The organism is Pseudomonas sp. PSPC3-2, assembly GCF_049897085.1.
Lineage (GTDB): Bacteria > Pseudomonadota > Gammaproteobacteria > Pseudomonadales > Pseudomonadaceae > Aquipseudomonas > Aquipseudomonas paraveronii.
The window spans coordinates 224,919-239,274 of sequence record NZ_JAFCVO010000003.1 but is presented as its reverse complement, the minus strand read 5'-3'; the positions used below and the strand labels follow the sequence as shown (position 1 = coordinate 239,274).

The following is a 14,356-nucleotide window of genomic DNA, read 5'->3' as shown; positions in this document are numbered from 1 at the left end:
GCCGCGAAGTTTCATGTAACACGGTATACTCCCGCTCTTTTTTCCGGAGCGACGTCATGTCCCTGCCAAGCCTGCGTCTCAAAGCCAATGCCGATCGTCGTTTGCGCAACGGCCACCTGTGGGTCTACAGCAACGAAATCGACGTGGCCGCCACCCCACTTCACGGCTTCCAGGCAGGCGACCAAGCCATCCTGGAAGCGGCCGGCGGCAAGACCCTGGGCATCGTGGCCATGAGCCCGAACAACCTGATCTGCGCGCGCCTGCTGTCGCGCGACATCAAGTTGCCTTTGGACAAGTCGCTGCTGGTACACCGCCTGAACGTCGCCCTGTCCCTGCGTGATCGCCTGTTCGACAAGCCGTTCTACCGCCTGGTCTACGGCGACTCCGACCTGCTGCCGGGTCTGGTGGTCGACCGTTTCGGCGACATCCTGGTGGTACAGATCGCCTCGGCGACCATGGAAGCACATAAAGAAGACGTGATCGCCGCCCTGACCCAAGTGCTCAAGCCAAGCGGCATTCTGTTCAAGAATGACTCCGCCGCGCGTGACGCCGAAGGCCTCAACCGCTACGTCGAAACCGTGTTCGGCCTGGTGCCGGAGTGGGTCACGCTGGAAGAAAACGGCGTGAAATTCGAAGCCCCGGTGATCCAGGGCCAGAAAACCGGCTGGTTCTACGACCACCGCATGAACCGCGCACGCCTGGCCCCGTATGCCAAAGGTAAGCGCGTACTCGACCTGTACAGCTACATCGGCGGCTGGGGCGTGCAAGCCGCGGCCTTCGGCGCCACTGAAGTATTCTGCGTCGACGCCTCGGCCTTTGCCCTCGACGGCGTCGAGCGCAACGCCGCGCTGAATGGCGTCGCCGAGAAAATGACCTGCATCGAAGGCGACGTCTTCGAAGCCCTCAAAGAATTGAAAGCCAGCGAAGAACGCTTCGACGTGATCGTCGCCGACCCACCGGCCTTCATCAAACGCAAAAAAGACATGAAAAACGGCGAAGGCGCCTATCGCCGCCTCAACGAGCAAGCCATGCGCCTGCTCAGCAAGGACGGCATCCTGATCAGCGCCTCGTGCTCGATGCACCTGCCGGAAGACGACCTGCAAAACATCCTGCTGACCAGCGCCCGTCACTTGGACCGCAACATCCAGATGCTCGAACGCGGCGGCCAGGGGCCGGATCATCCGGTACACCCGGCGATTGCCGAGACGCGCTACATCAAGAGCATTACGTGCCGGTTGTTGCCCAATAGCTAAAGACCGAAACCGCACCCCTGTAGGAGCGAGCTTGCTCGCGAAAAACGCATAGACGACGCGGGCTACCTGATAGCGCGGCGTCATCGTTGACGTGCTTCGCGAGCAAGCTCGCTCCTACAGGGGCGGCGTACACCATTACGGGACGCTTCGCACAATAGATTTGATTGAATTCCATTTTTCGCAGACTAGTATCGGTTTCTGGTTTTACTCCGGAAATTACCAATCATGTCTGAGCCCTTCTGCTCTCCCGCCCTCAGTGGCGAGGTAAAACGCCAACAACTTTCCCGCTTCATCCTGATCACCTGCATTGCCCTGATCAGCTTCTTCCCGATCAATATTCTCCTGCCGTCGTTCCCCTCCCTGGCCGCCCAATTCGACACTCCGACGGCCGACGTCGCGCTCTCCATCAGCCTGTTCACACTGGTCTTCTCCATCTCCCAACTGATCGCCGGCCCGTTGTCGGACAAATGGGGGCGCAAGGAAGTGCTGCTCGGCTGCATCACGCTGGCGATTCTTGGCGCAATAGGCTGTGCACTGGCGTCGGACTACCTGACCTTCCTGCTGTTTCGCACGGTGCAGGCCATGGGCTGCGGCTTCTTCGTCCTGGGTCACGCCCTGGTGGAAGACCTGTTCGACGCACAGGACCGGGCCCGGGTGCGCCTGTACTACATGACCCTGAGCGGTTCGTTTGTCGCACTATCCCCGCTGATAGGCTCCTGGCTGCAAACCACATTCGACTGGCAAGGCAGCTTCTATGGATTCGCGGCGATGGCGCTGGGCATGTTGATCCATGCGTTCTGCATCCTGCCGTCCAAATCCGCCAGCCCCCATCGCGCGCCAGTATCCATCATCGCCACGCTGAAAGCCGTCGCCGGCAATCGCGATTTCCTACGCTACTGGTGGATCGCCGCGCAGGTGTTCGCCTGCTACTTCGCCTTGATCAGCGTGACGCCGCTGATTTTCATGGACGCGCTGAAGCTTTCCGAATATCAGTACGCGCTGGTGCTGATGGTGTACGGCGCGGCTTATCTCCTCGGCGGGGTGGCAGCCTCGTACCTGCAAAAACGTATCGCGCTGTCCCGGCAAATCAATATCGGTCTTGGGTTGTTGCTCGCCGCGGGTGTGCTGCTGGCGCTGATTATCATCTTTGAAGCCATTACCACAGTGACTCTGCTCATCCCGATGCTGATCAGCGCACTCGCGGTCACCCTGGTTCGTCCCGCCGCAATTTCGGCGGCGATGCTGTTGTTTTCAAGCAGCGCGGGCACAGCAGCATCAGCAGGAAATAGCATCATGTTCCTCACTGCTGCCGTCAGCAGCGCAGCGCTTGCACAAACCGGCAGTCATTTGCTGATCACGATTGCCGTGAGCTTTATCATTTTCAGCTTGTGGGGTTGGCTGACCAATGCGCGGGTCGGACACTGACACTTTCCCCCTGTAGGAGCGAGCTTGCTCGCGAAAAACGCATAGACGACGCGGGCTACCTGATAGCGCTGCGTCATCGTTGACGTGCTTCGCGAGCAAGCTCGCTCCTACAGAGGAAGAACGGTCACAACCAGATGGCGTCCCATAGCGGGTACTGGCCTATATGCTCGACCAGCCCTGCACGCAAGGGATTGGCCACGATATAGCGGGCCATTGCTTTCAAATCTTCCTCCCGACGCAGTGCGCGGTCGAAGTAGCCTTTTTGCCATAGGGTCCCGAACGAACACCTGGCCTGGTTGATGGCACGGGCACTTCGCGACTTGGTGATTCGCATCAGCCTTGGCAAGTCGCCGTTATGCAACTCGATCAGCCAATGGAAATGGTCAGGCATGACCACCCAGGCCAGCGAAGTCGCCTCACCCTCGTCCTGAGCCTGCCTGAACTCACTGACAAGCAGGCGGCCGATGCGCCAGTCCTGAAAGACCAACTGCCGTTGATGGGTAACCGCAGTGATCAGGTAAATACGGCCCGACTCCGAACAGCGCCCGATGCGCAGCCGATGTGCACGTTGCTGGGTGGACATTCCTTCGTCCTCTTCTGTGAGTGGAAGAGAAACGGTAGGCGCAGCGACGTCAACCGGCCTCTAAACAGTGGTTCTGAATATGTCCCCCCCCCTGTAGGAGCGAGCTTGCTCGCGAAAAGCGTCAACGATAACGCAGTACTATCAGGAGGCCCGTGTCGCCTGTTCGTTTTTCGCGAGCAAGCTCGCTCCTACATCAGATTGGTTGATCCGGGCATGCGTCGCCACGGCGCTTTTCGCCATTCCCTCCAGCCGCCAGCGGTGTAGAATCGGCCCTATTCATCGCCAGTCATCCCCCGGCGGGTTTATGAGCTCAAGGCCACTGCGCACGGCGATCCCGTAACGTTTGCGGCAACTTCCGGACACACGGCCATTTTTCGGGTGTTCCAGACGTCCATAGAAGCTCACTCCCCTTAGCACCTGATTAGTTTTGATTAGCCGCCCGGAGGGCTCAAATGCCAGATTACCGCTCGAAAACATCCACCCATGGCCGCAACATGGCCGGCGCCCGCGCACTGTGGCGTGCCACGGGGATGAAAGATGACGACTTCAAGAAGCCGATCATCGCGATTGCCAACTCGTTCACCCAGTTCGTCCCCGGCCACGTCCACCTCAAGGACCTGGGCCAACTGGTCGCCCGCGAGATCGAACGCGCCGGCGGCGTGGCCAAAGAATTCAACACCATCGCGGTCGATGACGGCATCGCCATGGGCCATGACGGCATGCTGTATTCCCTGCCGAGCCGCGAGATCATCGCCGACTCCGTGGAGTACATGGTCAACGCCCACTGCGCCGACGCCATCGTGTGCATCTCGAACTGCGACAAGATCACCCCCGGCATGCTGATGGCGGCCCTGCGCCTGAATGTCCCGGTGATCTTCGTCTCCGGCGGCCCGATGGAAGCCGGCAAGACCAAACTCGCCTCCCACGGCCTCGACCTGGTCGACGCCATGGTCATCGCCGCCGATTCCAGCGCTTCTGACGAGAAGGTCGCGGAATACGAGCGCAGCGCCTGCCCGACCTGCGGTTCGTGCTCCGGCATGTTCACCGCCAACTCGATGAACTGCCTGGTGGAAGCCCTGGGCCTGGCCTTGCCGGGCAACGGTTCGACACTGGCCACCCACAGCGACCGCGAGCAGTTGTTCCTGCAGGCCGGCCGCACCATCGTCGAGCTGTGCAAGCGCTACTACGGCGAGAACGATGAGTCGGTGTTGCCGCGCAACATCGCCAACTTCAAGGCGTTCGAAAACGCCATGACCCTGGACATCGCCATGGGCGGTTCCACCAACACCATCCTGCACTTGCTGGCCGCCGCCCAGGAAGCCGAGATCGATTTCGACCTGCGCGACATAGACCGTCTGTCCCGGCACGTGCCGCAACTGTGCAAAGTCGCGCCGAACATCCAGAAGTACCACATGGAAGACGTCCACCGCGCCGGTGGGATCTTCTCGATCTTAGGTTCCCTGGCCCGTGGCGGCCTGCTGCACACCGACTTGCCGACCGTACACAGCAAGTCCCTCGCCGAAGGCATCGCCAAGTGGGACATCACCCAGACTGACGACGAAGCCGTACACACCTTCTTCAAGGCCGGCCCGGCAGGCATCCCGACCCAGACCGCGTTCAGCCAGTCGACCCGTTGGGACACCCTCGACGACGACCGTGAAAACGGCTGCATCCGCAGTGTCGAACATGCCTATTCGCAAGAAGGCGGCCTGGCCGTGCTGTACGGCAACATCGCCCTCGACGGCTGCGTGGTGAAAACCGCCGGTGTGGATGAGTCGATCCATGTCTTCGAAGGTCGCGCCAAGATCTACGAAAGCCAGGACAGCTCGGTACGCGGCATCCTCGCCGACGAAGTGAAAGAAGGCGACATCGTGATCATCCGCTACGAAGGCCCGAAAGGCGGCCCGGGTATGCAGGAGATGCTCTACCCGACTTCGTACCTGAAATCCAAGGGCCTGGGCAAAGCCTGCGCCCTGTTGACCGACGGCCGTTTCTCCGGCGGCACCTCGGGCCTGTCCATCGGCCACGCTTCGCCTGAAGCCGCTGCCGGCGGCGCGATTGGCCTGGTACAGGACGGCGACAAGGTGCTGATCGACATTCCGAACCGCTCGATCAACCTGTTGATCAGCGATGAAGAACTGGCTGCACGCCGGGTCGAGCAGGACAAGAAAGGTTGGAAGCCGGTCGAGAAGCGTCCGCGTAAAGTCACCACCGCATTGAAGGCCTACGCTCTGTTGGCGACCAGTGCCGACAAGGGTGCGGTGCGTAACAAGGCAATGCTCGACGGGCTGTAAGGCTCGCCCATAAAAATGCCCCGCCAAGTGCGGGGCATTTTTTTGCTGGGAGAAAACCTCAATAACCATGAGGATCAAATGTGGGAGGGGGCTTGCCCCCCGATGGCAGAGGGTCAGTCGATACATCCACAGCTGACCCACCGCTATCGGGGGCAAGCCCCCTCCCACAGTTTGACCGTGTGAACCCAATCAAGTGTGGGAGGGGGCTTGCCCCCGATAAGCAAGCGACTCGGTCTTACTGGATTTCGTCAGGCTTGACGATCACCCAGTTCTTATCCGCCGTCACCGGCAACCCTTCCTTGGCTTGGGCGGCCGCGTGTTTGACCATCATGCCGTTGAGCTGGGTCATGTACTTGTCTTTGCGGTTGACCCACAGGTGGACGCCGCCCTTGGCCACGTCCACATCGTGGAACAGCATGTAGCCGTCGCTGGTGGGCGTATCGCCGCCGACGATCACCGGCTTTTTCCATTCGTCGATGTAGGTCAGGATCGCGGCGTGCTTGCCGGCCATCCAGGTCGCCGGGGTCCACAGGTAGGGGGTCAATTCCAAACCGAGGTTGGCTTTTTCGTCGTATTTACCGGCCGTGATCTGCTTGCGCGCGGTGGTCAACTCGCCAGTCGCGCGGTCCTTGAGCAGGGTGCTCACGCCGATGACGTTCTGCGGTTTGACGTTGTAGCCGTACTTCGGATCGGCGGCAACCATACGCACCAGCTCTTCCGACGCGGCGGTCATCACATACACCTCAATGCCGTTTTCCATCAGTTTGTTGTACAGCTCGGCCTGGCCGGTGAAGACCTTCGGCGGTTGCACCTCGGAGTTCTTCACCACGTCGCCTTCGAAATAGCTGACTGGCACCGGCTTGCCGGACGCCATCAACTCATCGACCTGGACCTTGAGCTCCTTGAGGGTAAAACCTGCAAACACCTGGGCCACCCACGGGTAGCAGACCATGTCGTCCACTTCGCACAGGCGATAGTAGTAACTGAACAGACTTTCCTTATGGTCGGCGGTGTCTTTGAAGGGCATCAGTTTGAGCGACGGGTCGAGGCTGTCGCGGGTGATCAGGCCCTTGTTTTCCATGTAGGGCAGCAGGGATTCTTCGAGGTCATAGCGGTAGCTGGTGTTGTCCATGTCGAACACCGCGAAGTTACCCTTGTTGGCGTTGGCGGCGATCATTTCGTTGAGTTGCTTGGCGGCCGGCGCCGGCCAGTGTTTCAACTCGGTGGCGGCGAACGCCTGGCTGGCGAGTCCGAGGCAGAATGCGGCGGATACGAGTAGTTTCGGCGCGAGCTTCATAGGCGTTGTCTCCTTGAGTGAAAGACATCGACGCTAACAAATCCCTGTGACAGTTTTCGTCCGGGCACGACCGCTTGCGTTCTGATTCCGTCATTGCCATGCGCCAGAGCGCCAACCACTTATTCCAAAAACGACAGACACCATTCCATATCGGTATTAAATCAATATATATCAAGCTGTTAGGCTTCCCGGTTCGCAATCGCAGGCTCACGCGATTGGCAGCACTCTCAACGGAGCTTCAATGAATCTGCCCCTGATTCTCAACTTACTGGTGTTCGTGGTCCTGTTGCTGGGCCTGGCACAAACCCGTCGGACAAACTGGAGCCTCGCCAAGAAGGTCCTGTTCGCCCTGATACTCGGCGTGGCGTTTGGTACGGGATTGCACGCTATTTACGGCGACGGCAACCCTGTCCTCAAAGCCTCCATCGGCTGGTTCGATCTGGTCGGCAACGGTTATGTGCAGTTGCTGCAAATGATCGTGATCCCGCTGGTGTTCGCTTCGATCCTCAGTGCCGTGGCGCGCCTGCACAACGCCGCGTCCCTGGGCAAGATCAGCTTCCTGACCATCGGCACCCTGCTGTTCACCACCGCGATTGCAGCGCTGATCGGCATTGGCCTGACCAACCTGTTCGGCCTCACCGCCGAGGGCCTGGTGGCCGGCACCCAGGAAATGGCGCGCCTGCAAGTGATCCAGAACGACTACGCGGGCAAGGTCGCCGACCTGAATATCCCGCAGTTGCTGTTGTCGTTCGTGCCGGCGAACCCGTTCGCCGACCTGGCACGCGCCAAGCCGACGTCGATCATCAGCGTGGTGATCTTCGCCGCATTCCTCGGCGTGGCCGCGCTGCAACTGCTTAAGGATGACGCGGAAAAAGGCCAGAAAGTGCTCAACGCCATCGACACCCTGCAAGCCTGGGTGATGCGCCTGGTGCGCCTGGTGATGAAGCTCACGCCCTACGGCGTATTGGCGCTGATGACCAAGGTGGTGGCCGGCTCCAACCTGCAAGACATCATCAAGCTCGGCAGTTTTGTCGTGGTCTCGTACCTGGCGCTGGGGCTGATGTTCGTGGTGCATGGCCTGCTGCTGTCGCTGGCCGGGATCAACCCGCTGCGCTTCTTGCGCAAGGTGTGGCCGGTGCTGACCTTCGCCTTCACCAGCCGCTCCAGCGCAGCGGCGATCCCGCTGAGTATCGAAGCGCAGACACGCCGCCTGGGCATCCCGCAGTCCATTGCCGGTTTCGCCGCCTCGTTCGGCGCGACCATCGGCCAGAACGGTTGCGCCGGTCTCTATCCGGCAATGCTCGCGGTGATGGTCGCGCCGACAGTCGGCATCAACCCGCTGGACCCGCTGTGGATCGCAACCCTGGTAGCGATTGTGACCTTGAGTTCGGCAGGCGTTGCCGGCGTGGGCGGCGGTGCGACGTTTGCCGCGCTGATCGTGCTGCCGGCGATGGGCTTGCCGGTGTCACTGGTGGCGCTGCTGATTTCCGTGGAGCCGCTGATCGACATGGGCCGCACTGCGTTGAACGTGAACGGTTCGATGACGGCGGGGGCGATTACCAGCCAGATCATGCAGCAGACGGATAAAGAACGGCTGAATGCGGATGAGCATGCGGAGTTGGCGCAGGCTTAACGACTAGACCTGTGGCGAGGGAGCTTGCTCCCGCTGGAGTGCGAAGCGCTCCCAAGATTTTTGGGGCCGCTGCGCAGCCCAGCGGGAGCAAGCTCCCTCGCCACAATAAGCGCGCCAAACCTTTAGGCTTTTTCCCACACCTCGAAGCTGTACGCCGGCTTGTCACCTTCGGCTGGGTTCTGCAGATTGGAAACCAACTTCCACTGGTTCTCATCAAACGCCGGAAACCACGCATCCCCTTCCGGGCTCAGCGCCACCCGCGTCAGGTACAGGCGGTCGGCCTGCTCCAGACCTTGGGCATAAAGCTGCGCACCACCGATCAGCATCAGCTCGTCCACGCCCTGTTCCAGTGCCCAGGCTTCAGCCCGCGCCACGGCGGCATCAAGCGACGGAAAAACTTCCGCACCTTCCAGCGCAAGATCGGTCTGACGGCTAACCACAATGTTCAAGCGCCCCGGCAGCGGTCGGCCCAGGGAGTCCCAGGTCTTGCGCCCCATGATGATTGGCTTGCCGAGCGTGGTGGCCTTGAAATATTTGAAATCCCCCGGCAAATGCCAGGGCATGCTGTTGTCGACGCCGATCACACGGTTTTCACCGAGGGCTGCGATCAGGCTTAAAGGGAGAGTTTTTTTCATGGCGACGAGAATACCAGAGCCACGCGAAGCGTACCCCAACCGGCTGCACAGCGGTTATGCTCCAGGCTCACTGACACAACAGGACAGCGCGTGACCGCACTGAACCCCCTGCACAAACTCTGGCTGACGGAAACCGTGCGCCTGCGCGAAGAACACGCCGGCCCGCTGGAAGACCTGGAAGCCAATCGCCTGGCCCGCACGGCCGGCGGCGACCTGCCGACGCGCATTCAGCGGCGCGCCCTGCACCTGGCCGAGCGCGATGGCCTGACCGCCGCCCTCGGCCGCTGGCTGCAAGGTGCCCGCTTAGCGCTGGTGCTACTGGCCGTCGTCGCGGTCATCAGCGGTGCCGGCCTGGCCTTCGCTGCGTTGGGCAATGGCCTGACCCCGGTGAATGTGTTCTGGGCCCTGGGGAGCCTGCTCGGTTTGAACCTGATCTTGTTGATCAGTTGGGCCCTGGGCCTGCTGTTTGCCGGCGAACACAGCGCCAGCCTCGGCCGCCTGTGGCTCTGGCTCAGCGAAAAACTCGCGCGCGATGCCAAAGCCGCACAACTGGCGCCGGCGTTGCTGCTGTTATTGCAGCGCCAGAAACTCAACCGCTGGGCCGTCGGCGTGCTGGTCAACAGCCTTTGGTTGCTCGCGCTGCTCAGCGCGCTGGTAATCCTGCTGACACTGCTCGCTACCCGGCGCTACGGCTTTGTGTGGGAAACCACCATCCTCGGTGCCGACACCTTCGTCGCCGTGACCCAAGCCCTCGGCGCCCTGCCCGCCCTGCTTGGTTTCAACGTGCCAACGGTGGAGATGATCCGCGCCAGCGGCGATTCCGCCCTGAACATCGAAAGCGCCCGCCAGGCCTGGGCCGCCTGGCTGGTGGGTGTGCTGCTGATCTACGGCCTGTTGCCCCGGTTGATCCTTGCCCTGCTGTGCCTGTGGCGCTGGAAACACGGACGCGCCGCCCTGCGCCTGGACCTCAACCTGCCCGGCTACAGCCAACTGCGCGAGCGCCTGATGCCGAGCAGCGAGCGGCTTGGCGTCAACGATGCCGCACCGCAACAGTTGCACGCCGTCAGCGGCGGCGTCAGCGAACTGCACAGCGACGGCGCGCTGTTGGTCGCCATCGAACTCGACGACCAGCGCCCGTGGCCGCCAAAACTGCCGGGCAACGTGAAGAACGCCGGCATCCTCGACAGCCGCGAATCGCGCCACAAACTGCTGGAACAACTGACCCGCTTCCCGCCCGCACGCCTGGCCATCGCCTGCGACCCGCGTCGCTCGCCCGACCGGGGCAGCCTGGCGCTGATCGCCGAACTGGCGCGCAACGCCAGCGCCACCCGCGTGTGGCTGCTGCAAGCGCCGCCCGGCCAGGCGCTGGACGCCGAGCGCCTGGGCGATTGGCACGCGGCGCTGCAACAATTGGAGCTGCCGTTTGCCGATTGCGCGCCGTTGAACTGGCTGGAGAGCGGTCATGACTAAACCCCTGAAACTCGCCGTGGTCGGCCACACCAACGTCGGCAAGACCTCGCTGCTGCGCACGTTGACCCGCGATGTCGGTTTCGGCGAAGTCTCCCATCGCCCCAGCACCACGCGGCATGTCGAAGGCGCGCGCTTGTCGGTCGAGGGCGAAGCCTTGCTGGAACTGTATGACACCCCCGGCCTGGAAGACGCCATCGCCCTGCTCGACTACCTGGAACGCCTGGATCGCCCCGGCGAACGCCTCGACGGCCCGGCCCGCCTCGCACGTTTTCTGGAGGGCAGCGAAGCCCGCCAGCGTTTCGAACAGGAAGCCAAGGTGCTGCGCCAACTGCTGGCCTGCGACGCCGGCCTGTATGTGATCGACGCCCGCGAGCCGGTGCTGGCCAAGTACCGCGACGAGCTGCAAGTGCTGGCCAGTTGCGGCAAGCCGTTATTGCCCGTGCTCAACTTCGTCAGCAGCGGCGAGCATCGCGAGCCGGATTGGCGCGAAGCCCTGGCCCGCCTCGGCCTGCATGCCCTGGTGCGGTTCGACAGCGTCGCGCCGCCGGAAGACGGCGAACGCCGCCTGTATGAAAGCCTCGCCCTGCTGCTGGAAAATGCCCGGCCGCAACTGGAACGGCTGATCCTCGACCAGCAAGCCCAACGCCAGGCCCGCCAGCAAAGCGCCGCGCGGTTGATCGCTGAACTGCTGATCGACTGCGCCGCCTGCCGACGCAGCGTGGTCACTGAAGACGAGCCGCAAGCCATCGGTGATTTGCGCAAGGCCGTGCGCCAGCGCGAGCAGCGTTGCGTGGAAGCCTTGCTCAAGCTGTTCGGCTTCCGCCCGCAGGACGCCGCCGCCAGCGACTTGCCGTTGCTCGACGGGCGCTGGGGCGATGACCTGTTCAACCCGGAAACCCTCAAGCAACTCGGCGTGCGCGTCGGCGGCGGGATTGCCGCCGGCGCGGCCGCCGGTGCCGGGGTCGATCTGCTGGTGGGCGGGCTAACCCTAGGCGCCGCCGCGCTGGCGGGCGCCATCGCCGGTGGCGCGCTGCAAGCCGCGCGCAGCTATGGCGGCCGCCTGTTGGGCAAGATCAAGGGCCAGCGCGAGCTGACCGTCGACGACAGCGTGCTACGCCTGCTGGCCCTGCGCCAACGCCAACTGCTCAAAGCCCTGAACCTGCGCGGTCATGCGGCGATGCACAGCATCAAGGTCGACACGCCGCAGGACAAAACCTGGCGCGAAGGCAAGCTACCCGATGCCCTGCACAAGGCCCGCGCCCATCCGCAATGGTCGTCCCTCAACCCCCACGCCAAATTGAGCCAGGCCGAGCGCCAGGAACAGGTCGAAGCCTTGGCCGCCCGGCTCGACGAAGCGTGACCGCGCTTATTAGTGTGCGTACCACTCAAAACCCAGAAAGGTCGTACACAACGTGCGGATCAGCTCTTTATCGGCCTTGTCCGCGATACCGTCGCGGTCGATGTCACTGTTGGTAAACGACTCCAGCACCCCGTCGCCATCGCCGTCATAGGCGGCCGCCTTGTAGATCAGCGAACCCTTGCACTGCGCCGCGGTGCGCTCATGGAAGTCCAGCTTGACCGCGTTGGGTGTGCCTGTTTTGCCGTAATGATCGACGTACATCGTCAGCGTGCGCTGCCAGTGGCTGCGCCGATTGAACCAGTTCAACTTCAAAAAGCTGTCGGCGAAGCTGTCCACCCGGTGTTTTTCCAGCATGCCGGGCCGGGTGGCCGGGCTCAGGTCGTCCGCCCATTGCAGGTCGACCTTGCCATCCGCGCTCATGTCCACGGCGAAAATCTCGTGGATCAGTTCATCGGGACAGCCAGCCTGCTGTTCATAGAAGTGCAGGATGACCGTGTCCGCATGACCATTGCCGCTCATGTCCTGGGCCGTCACTTTCAAGTAGCGCATCAGCGTTGCTCCTTAGATTGAAGAAGCAAGCACCTTAGTGATCCGTCCACCCGGGCTCTAGGCGGCGCATCTGCGTTTGGCGTAAGGCCCGTCTACGCGGCCAGTAGCCGGGCGGCCTTGGCCTTGAGTGCCTGCAGATCGAGCACCGGCACGTGTGGTTGCTTGGCCTGTTCGTCCCAGTGACGCAGACGCAGGCTGATCGCATAGAGCGGGTCTTGCTCGAAAGCCCGCGCTTCGTCAGGCGTCATCACCCCACCTTGATAGGCCAGCGTGCGGCGGCTGGCTTCGCTCAACCGGGCGTAGTAGTCCGGCTGGCTGAAGGTCAGGTAGCGCTTGGCCTGGACGTGATACTCCACCAGCCTGGCCAGGCGCTCGCTGAAACCGGCGCGGCGCAGGTAATCGGCGCCCAGCCGCTCATGGCCGACCACGCCATAGCCCCCCATGTTCGCCCCGCCCTGGCCGCAAAGATGGCCGATATCGTGGAAGAACGCCGCCAGCACCACTTCATCGTCGAAGCCTTCGGCCATGGCCCACTGCGCGGCCTGAGACATGTGTTCAAGCTGCGATATCGCCTCGCCGATGTAATCCGCCGTGCCGTGTTGCTCGTACAGGCCGAAGACCTCGGCAATCACCTGTTCCGGGTTCTTCATGCCTCACCCCAGAGCGCCCTGATACTGCGCTCGGCCAACGCCGGTCCCACGCTCATGCCCACGCCGGTATGCATCAAGGCGGCGCTGACGCCGGGCGCCACGCGCAGGCACGAGAACGGCGCAGGCCCGCGTGCGCCATAGACGCCCTGCCAGCGCTCGACCACCTGGATCTTGCAACCCAGGGTCTGCTCGGCCAGTTCGAGCATCCAGTCATCGACCTGCTCGGCATTGAACGGCGACGCATCGCGGCCGTAGTCGTGGGAGTCGCCGATGATCAGTTCGCCATGCGGCGTCGGGCTGATCAGCAAGTGAATCCCGTGCTCATGCAGGTGCGGCGCCTCGTGCAGGATCTGCGCCTGCACCGCCGCCGCTTCCGGCAGGTCGGCAAAGGCGCCGTAATGCACGCAACTGAGGCCGGTGAGCAAGGCGTGTTGCAGGTTCAGGTTAACCGCCGGCCGCGCGCGCAGCATTTGCAGGCGGCAGACATGCGGGTTGAGTTCGGCAATCGCCTCGGCCAGCAGGGTTTGGTAGTCGTGGCCCGAGCAGACGATGATCTGCGCGCCACGGAAACTGCCCGCCGTGCTGTGCAACTGGCCGGGCTCGACGTCGCGCACCAGGGTGGAAAAGTGAAACTCCACCTGCAATTGCTCGCGCAGGTAGTGGATCAGCGCCGGGATCGCCTCGCGCGAATACAGTTGCTGATCGTCCTTGCCATGCAACGCCGCGCGGTGATGACGGAACTGGCCGCCGTACAGATCCCGCAACGCCGCGCCTTGCAGCAGCTCGACGTTGTAGCCGTGCTCCAACGCACGGCCAGCGCAGAAGGCTTCCAGCAGATGTTCTTCCGCTTCGCTGCGGGCGAACAGGTACGAGCCGTTGCGCTTGAGCTGCAAGCCGGCCAGCCGCGCCCATTCGCCCCAGATATCGCGGCTTTGCCGCGCCAGGTCGAGCATCGGGCCTGGCGGTTGGCCGGTGACCAGGGCCTGGCCGAAGTTGCGTACCGAGGCGCCCAACGGGGTGGCGCTGCGCTCGAACACCTTGACCTTGAGCCCGCGCTTGGCCGCCGCGTAGGCGTGGGACAGGCCGAGGATGCCGGCGCCGATGATCAGCAGGTCGCTGTGGTGTGTCATTTAGTGATGTCCTGTTTTCAAGACCGCTATCGGGGGCAAGCCCCCTCCCACATTTGAATGTGTTCACAAACCAAACG

Annotated in this window: 12 protein-coding genes; 6 read left to right on the top strand and 6 right to left on the bottom strand. The window is 62.5% G+C overall.

Features of this window, described 5'->3' with window-relative positions; genetic code table 11:
* Positions 1-56: 56 nt before the first annotated feature.
* Both ACP7CJ_RS07800 and ACP7CJ_RS07795 read left to right on the top strand, forming a co-directional pair.
* Positions 57-1,253: a class I SAM-dependent rRNA methyltransferase gene (locus ACP7CJ_RS07800; protein WP_426099961.1), complete on the top strand. Its 1,197-nt coding sequence runs from the start codon at positions 57-59 to the stop codon at positions 1,251-1,253.
* A 225-nt stretch (positions 1,254-1,478) separates the two neighbouring features.
* Entirely contained in the window at positions 1,479-2,678 is a 1,200-nt protein-coding gene (locus ACP7CJ_RS07795; RefSeq protein ID WP_426099960.1) for an MFS transporter, read from the top strand.
* A 124-nt stretch (positions 2,679-2,802) separates the two neighbouring features.
* Here ACP7CJ_RS07795 and ACP7CJ_RS07790 read toward each other — a convergent pair whose 3' ends face one another.
* The gene (locus tag ACP7CJ_RS07790) at positions 2,803-3,261 is read right to left on the bottom strand and encodes an REP-associated tyrosine transposase (protein WP_426099959.1); all 459 of its coding nucleotides are present in this window, start codon (positions 3,259-3,261) and stop codon (positions 2,803-2,805) included.
* 452 nt (positions 3,262-3,713) lie between these two features.
* On the opposite strand from ACP7CJ_RS07790, the gene ilvD reads away from it, so the two are divergent.
* Positions 3,714-5,555 (top strand): dihydroxy-acid dehydratase, encoded by a 1,842-nt coding sequence (gene ilvD / locus ACP7CJ_RS07785; RefSeq protein WP_276195311.1) that lies wholly within the window; start codon positions 3,714-3,716, stop codon positions 5,553-5,555.
* 235 nt (positions 5,556-5,790) lie between these two features.
* Here the strand turns inward: ilvD and ACP7CJ_RS07780 are convergent, their stop codons facing one another.
* A complete protein-coding gene (locus ACP7CJ_RS07780) occupies positions 5,791-6,852 on the bottom strand; it encodes a haloacid dehalogenase-like hydrolase (protein WP_276195312.1) in 1,062 nt (353 codons plus the stop codon).
* 241 nt (positions 6,853-7,093) lie between these two features.
* On the opposite strand from ACP7CJ_RS07780, the gene ACP7CJ_RS07775 reads away from it, so the two are divergent.
* Positions 7,094-8,485 (top strand): L-cystine transporter, encoded by a 1,392-nt coding sequence (locus ACP7CJ_RS07775; RefSeq protein WP_276195313.1) that lies wholly within the window; start codon positions 7,094-7,096, stop codon positions 8,483-8,485.
* A gap of 122 nt (positions 8,486-8,607) precedes the next feature.
* Here the strand turns inward: ACP7CJ_RS07775 and ACP7CJ_RS07770 are convergent, their stop codons facing one another.
* Positions 8,608-9,120 carry a dihydrofolate reductase gene (locus ACP7CJ_RS07770; protein WP_276195314.1) on the bottom strand — a complete coding sequence of 171 codons (513 nt, stop codon included), beginning with the start codon at positions 9,118-9,120 and terminating at the stop codon, positions 8,608-8,610.
* A gap of 90 nt (positions 9,121-9,210) precedes the next feature.
* Here ACP7CJ_RS07770 and ACP7CJ_RS07765 point away from each other — a divergent pair, with 90 nt between their 5' ends.
* On the top strand, positions 9,211-10,590 hold the full coding sequence (locus ACP7CJ_RS07765) for a DUF2868 domain-containing protein (RefSeq protein ID WP_276195315.1): 1,380 nt from the start codon (positions 9,211-9,213) through the stop codon (positions 10,588-10,590).
* The gene (locus ACP7CJ_RS07760) at positions 10,583-11,950 is read left to right on the top strand and encodes a GTPase/DUF3482 domain-containing protein (RefSeq protein ID WP_276195316.1); all 1,368 of its coding nucleotides are present in this window, start codon (positions 10,583-10,585) and stop codon (positions 11,948-11,950) included. The genes ACP7CJ_RS07765 and ACP7CJ_RS07760 overlap by 8 nt, the downstream gene beginning before the upstream one ends.
* A 9-nt stretch (positions 11,951-11,959) precedes the next feature.
* Here the strand turns inward: ACP7CJ_RS07760 and ACP7CJ_RS07755 are convergent, their stop codons facing one another.
* From ACP7CJ_RS07755 to ACP7CJ_RS07745, 3 genes are all read right to left on the bottom strand, one after another.
* Positions 11,960-12,499, bottom strand: a complete 540-nt coding sequence (locus ACP7CJ_RS07755) for a hypothetical protein (RefSeq protein WP_426099958.1) — start codon at positions 12,497-12,499, stop codon at positions 11,960-11,962.
* Positions 12,500-12,591: 92 nt separating this feature from the next.
* Positions 12,592-13,149 carry a phosphonate degradation HD-domain oxygenase gene (locus ACP7CJ_RS07750; RefSeq protein ID WP_426099957.1) on the bottom strand — a complete coding sequence of 186 codons (558 nt, stop codon included), beginning with the start codon at positions 13,147-13,149 and terminating at the stop codon, positions 12,592-12,594.
* Positions 13,146-14,279, bottom strand: coding sequence for a TIGR03364 family FAD-dependent oxidoreductase (locus tag ACP7CJ_RS07745; RefSeq protein ID WP_426099956.1), 1,134 nt, complete (start codon positions 14,277-14,279; stop codon positions 13,146-13,148). Before ACP7CJ_RS07745 ends, ACP7CJ_RS07750 begins: the two co-directional genes overlap by 4 nt.
* Positions 14,280-14,356: the final 77 nt, after the last annotated feature.

Excerpts from the sequence above, each read along its gene's own strand:
- ACP7CJ_RS07745 (WP_426099956.1), bottom strand. The coding sequence starts at position 14,279 with ATGACACACCACAGCGACCTGCTGATCATCGGCGCCGGCATCCTCGGC.
- ACP7CJ_RS07770 (WP_276195314.1), bottom strand. The coding sequence starts at position 9,120 with ATGAAAAAAACTCTCCCTTTAAGCCTGATCGCAGCCCTCGGTGAAAAC.
- ACP7CJ_RS07760 (WP_276195316.1), top strand. The coding sequence starts at position 10,583 with ATGACTAAACCCCTGAAACTCGCCGTGGTCGGCCACACCAACGTCGGC.
- ACP7CJ_RS07750 (WP_426099957.1), bottom strand. The coding sequence starts at position 13,149 with ATGAAGAACCCGGAACAGGTGATTGCCGAGGTCTTCGGCCTGTACGAG.
- ACP7CJ_RS07755 (WP_426099958.1), bottom strand. The coding sequence starts at position 12,499 with ATGCGCTACTTGAAAGTGACGGCCCAGGACATGAGCGGCAATGGTCAT.
- ilvD (WP_276195311.1), top strand. The coding sequence starts at position 3,714 with ATGCCAGATTACCGCTCGAAAACATCCACCCATGGCCGCAACATGGCC.
- ACP7CJ_RS07800 (WP_426099961.1), top strand. The coding sequence starts at position 57 with ATGTCCCTGCCAAGCCTGCGTCTCAAAGCCAATGCCGATCGTCGTTTG.
- ACP7CJ_RS07790 (WP_426099959.1), bottom strand. The coding sequence starts at position 3,261 with ATGTCCACCCAGCAACGTGCACATCGGCTGCGCATCGGGCGCTGTTCG.
- ACP7CJ_RS07775 (WP_276195313.1), top strand. The coding sequence starts at position 7,094 with ATGAATCTGCCCCTGATTCTCAACTTACTGGTGTTCGTGGTCCTGTTG.
- ACP7CJ_RS07780 (WP_276195312.1), bottom strand. The coding sequence starts at position 6,852 with ATGAAGCTCGCGCCGAAACTACTCGTATCCGCCGCATTCTGCCTCGGA.
- ACP7CJ_RS07795 (WP_426099960.1), top strand. The coding sequence starts at position 1,479 with ATGTCTGAGCCCTTCTGCTCTCCCGCCCTCAGTGGCGAGGTAAAACGC.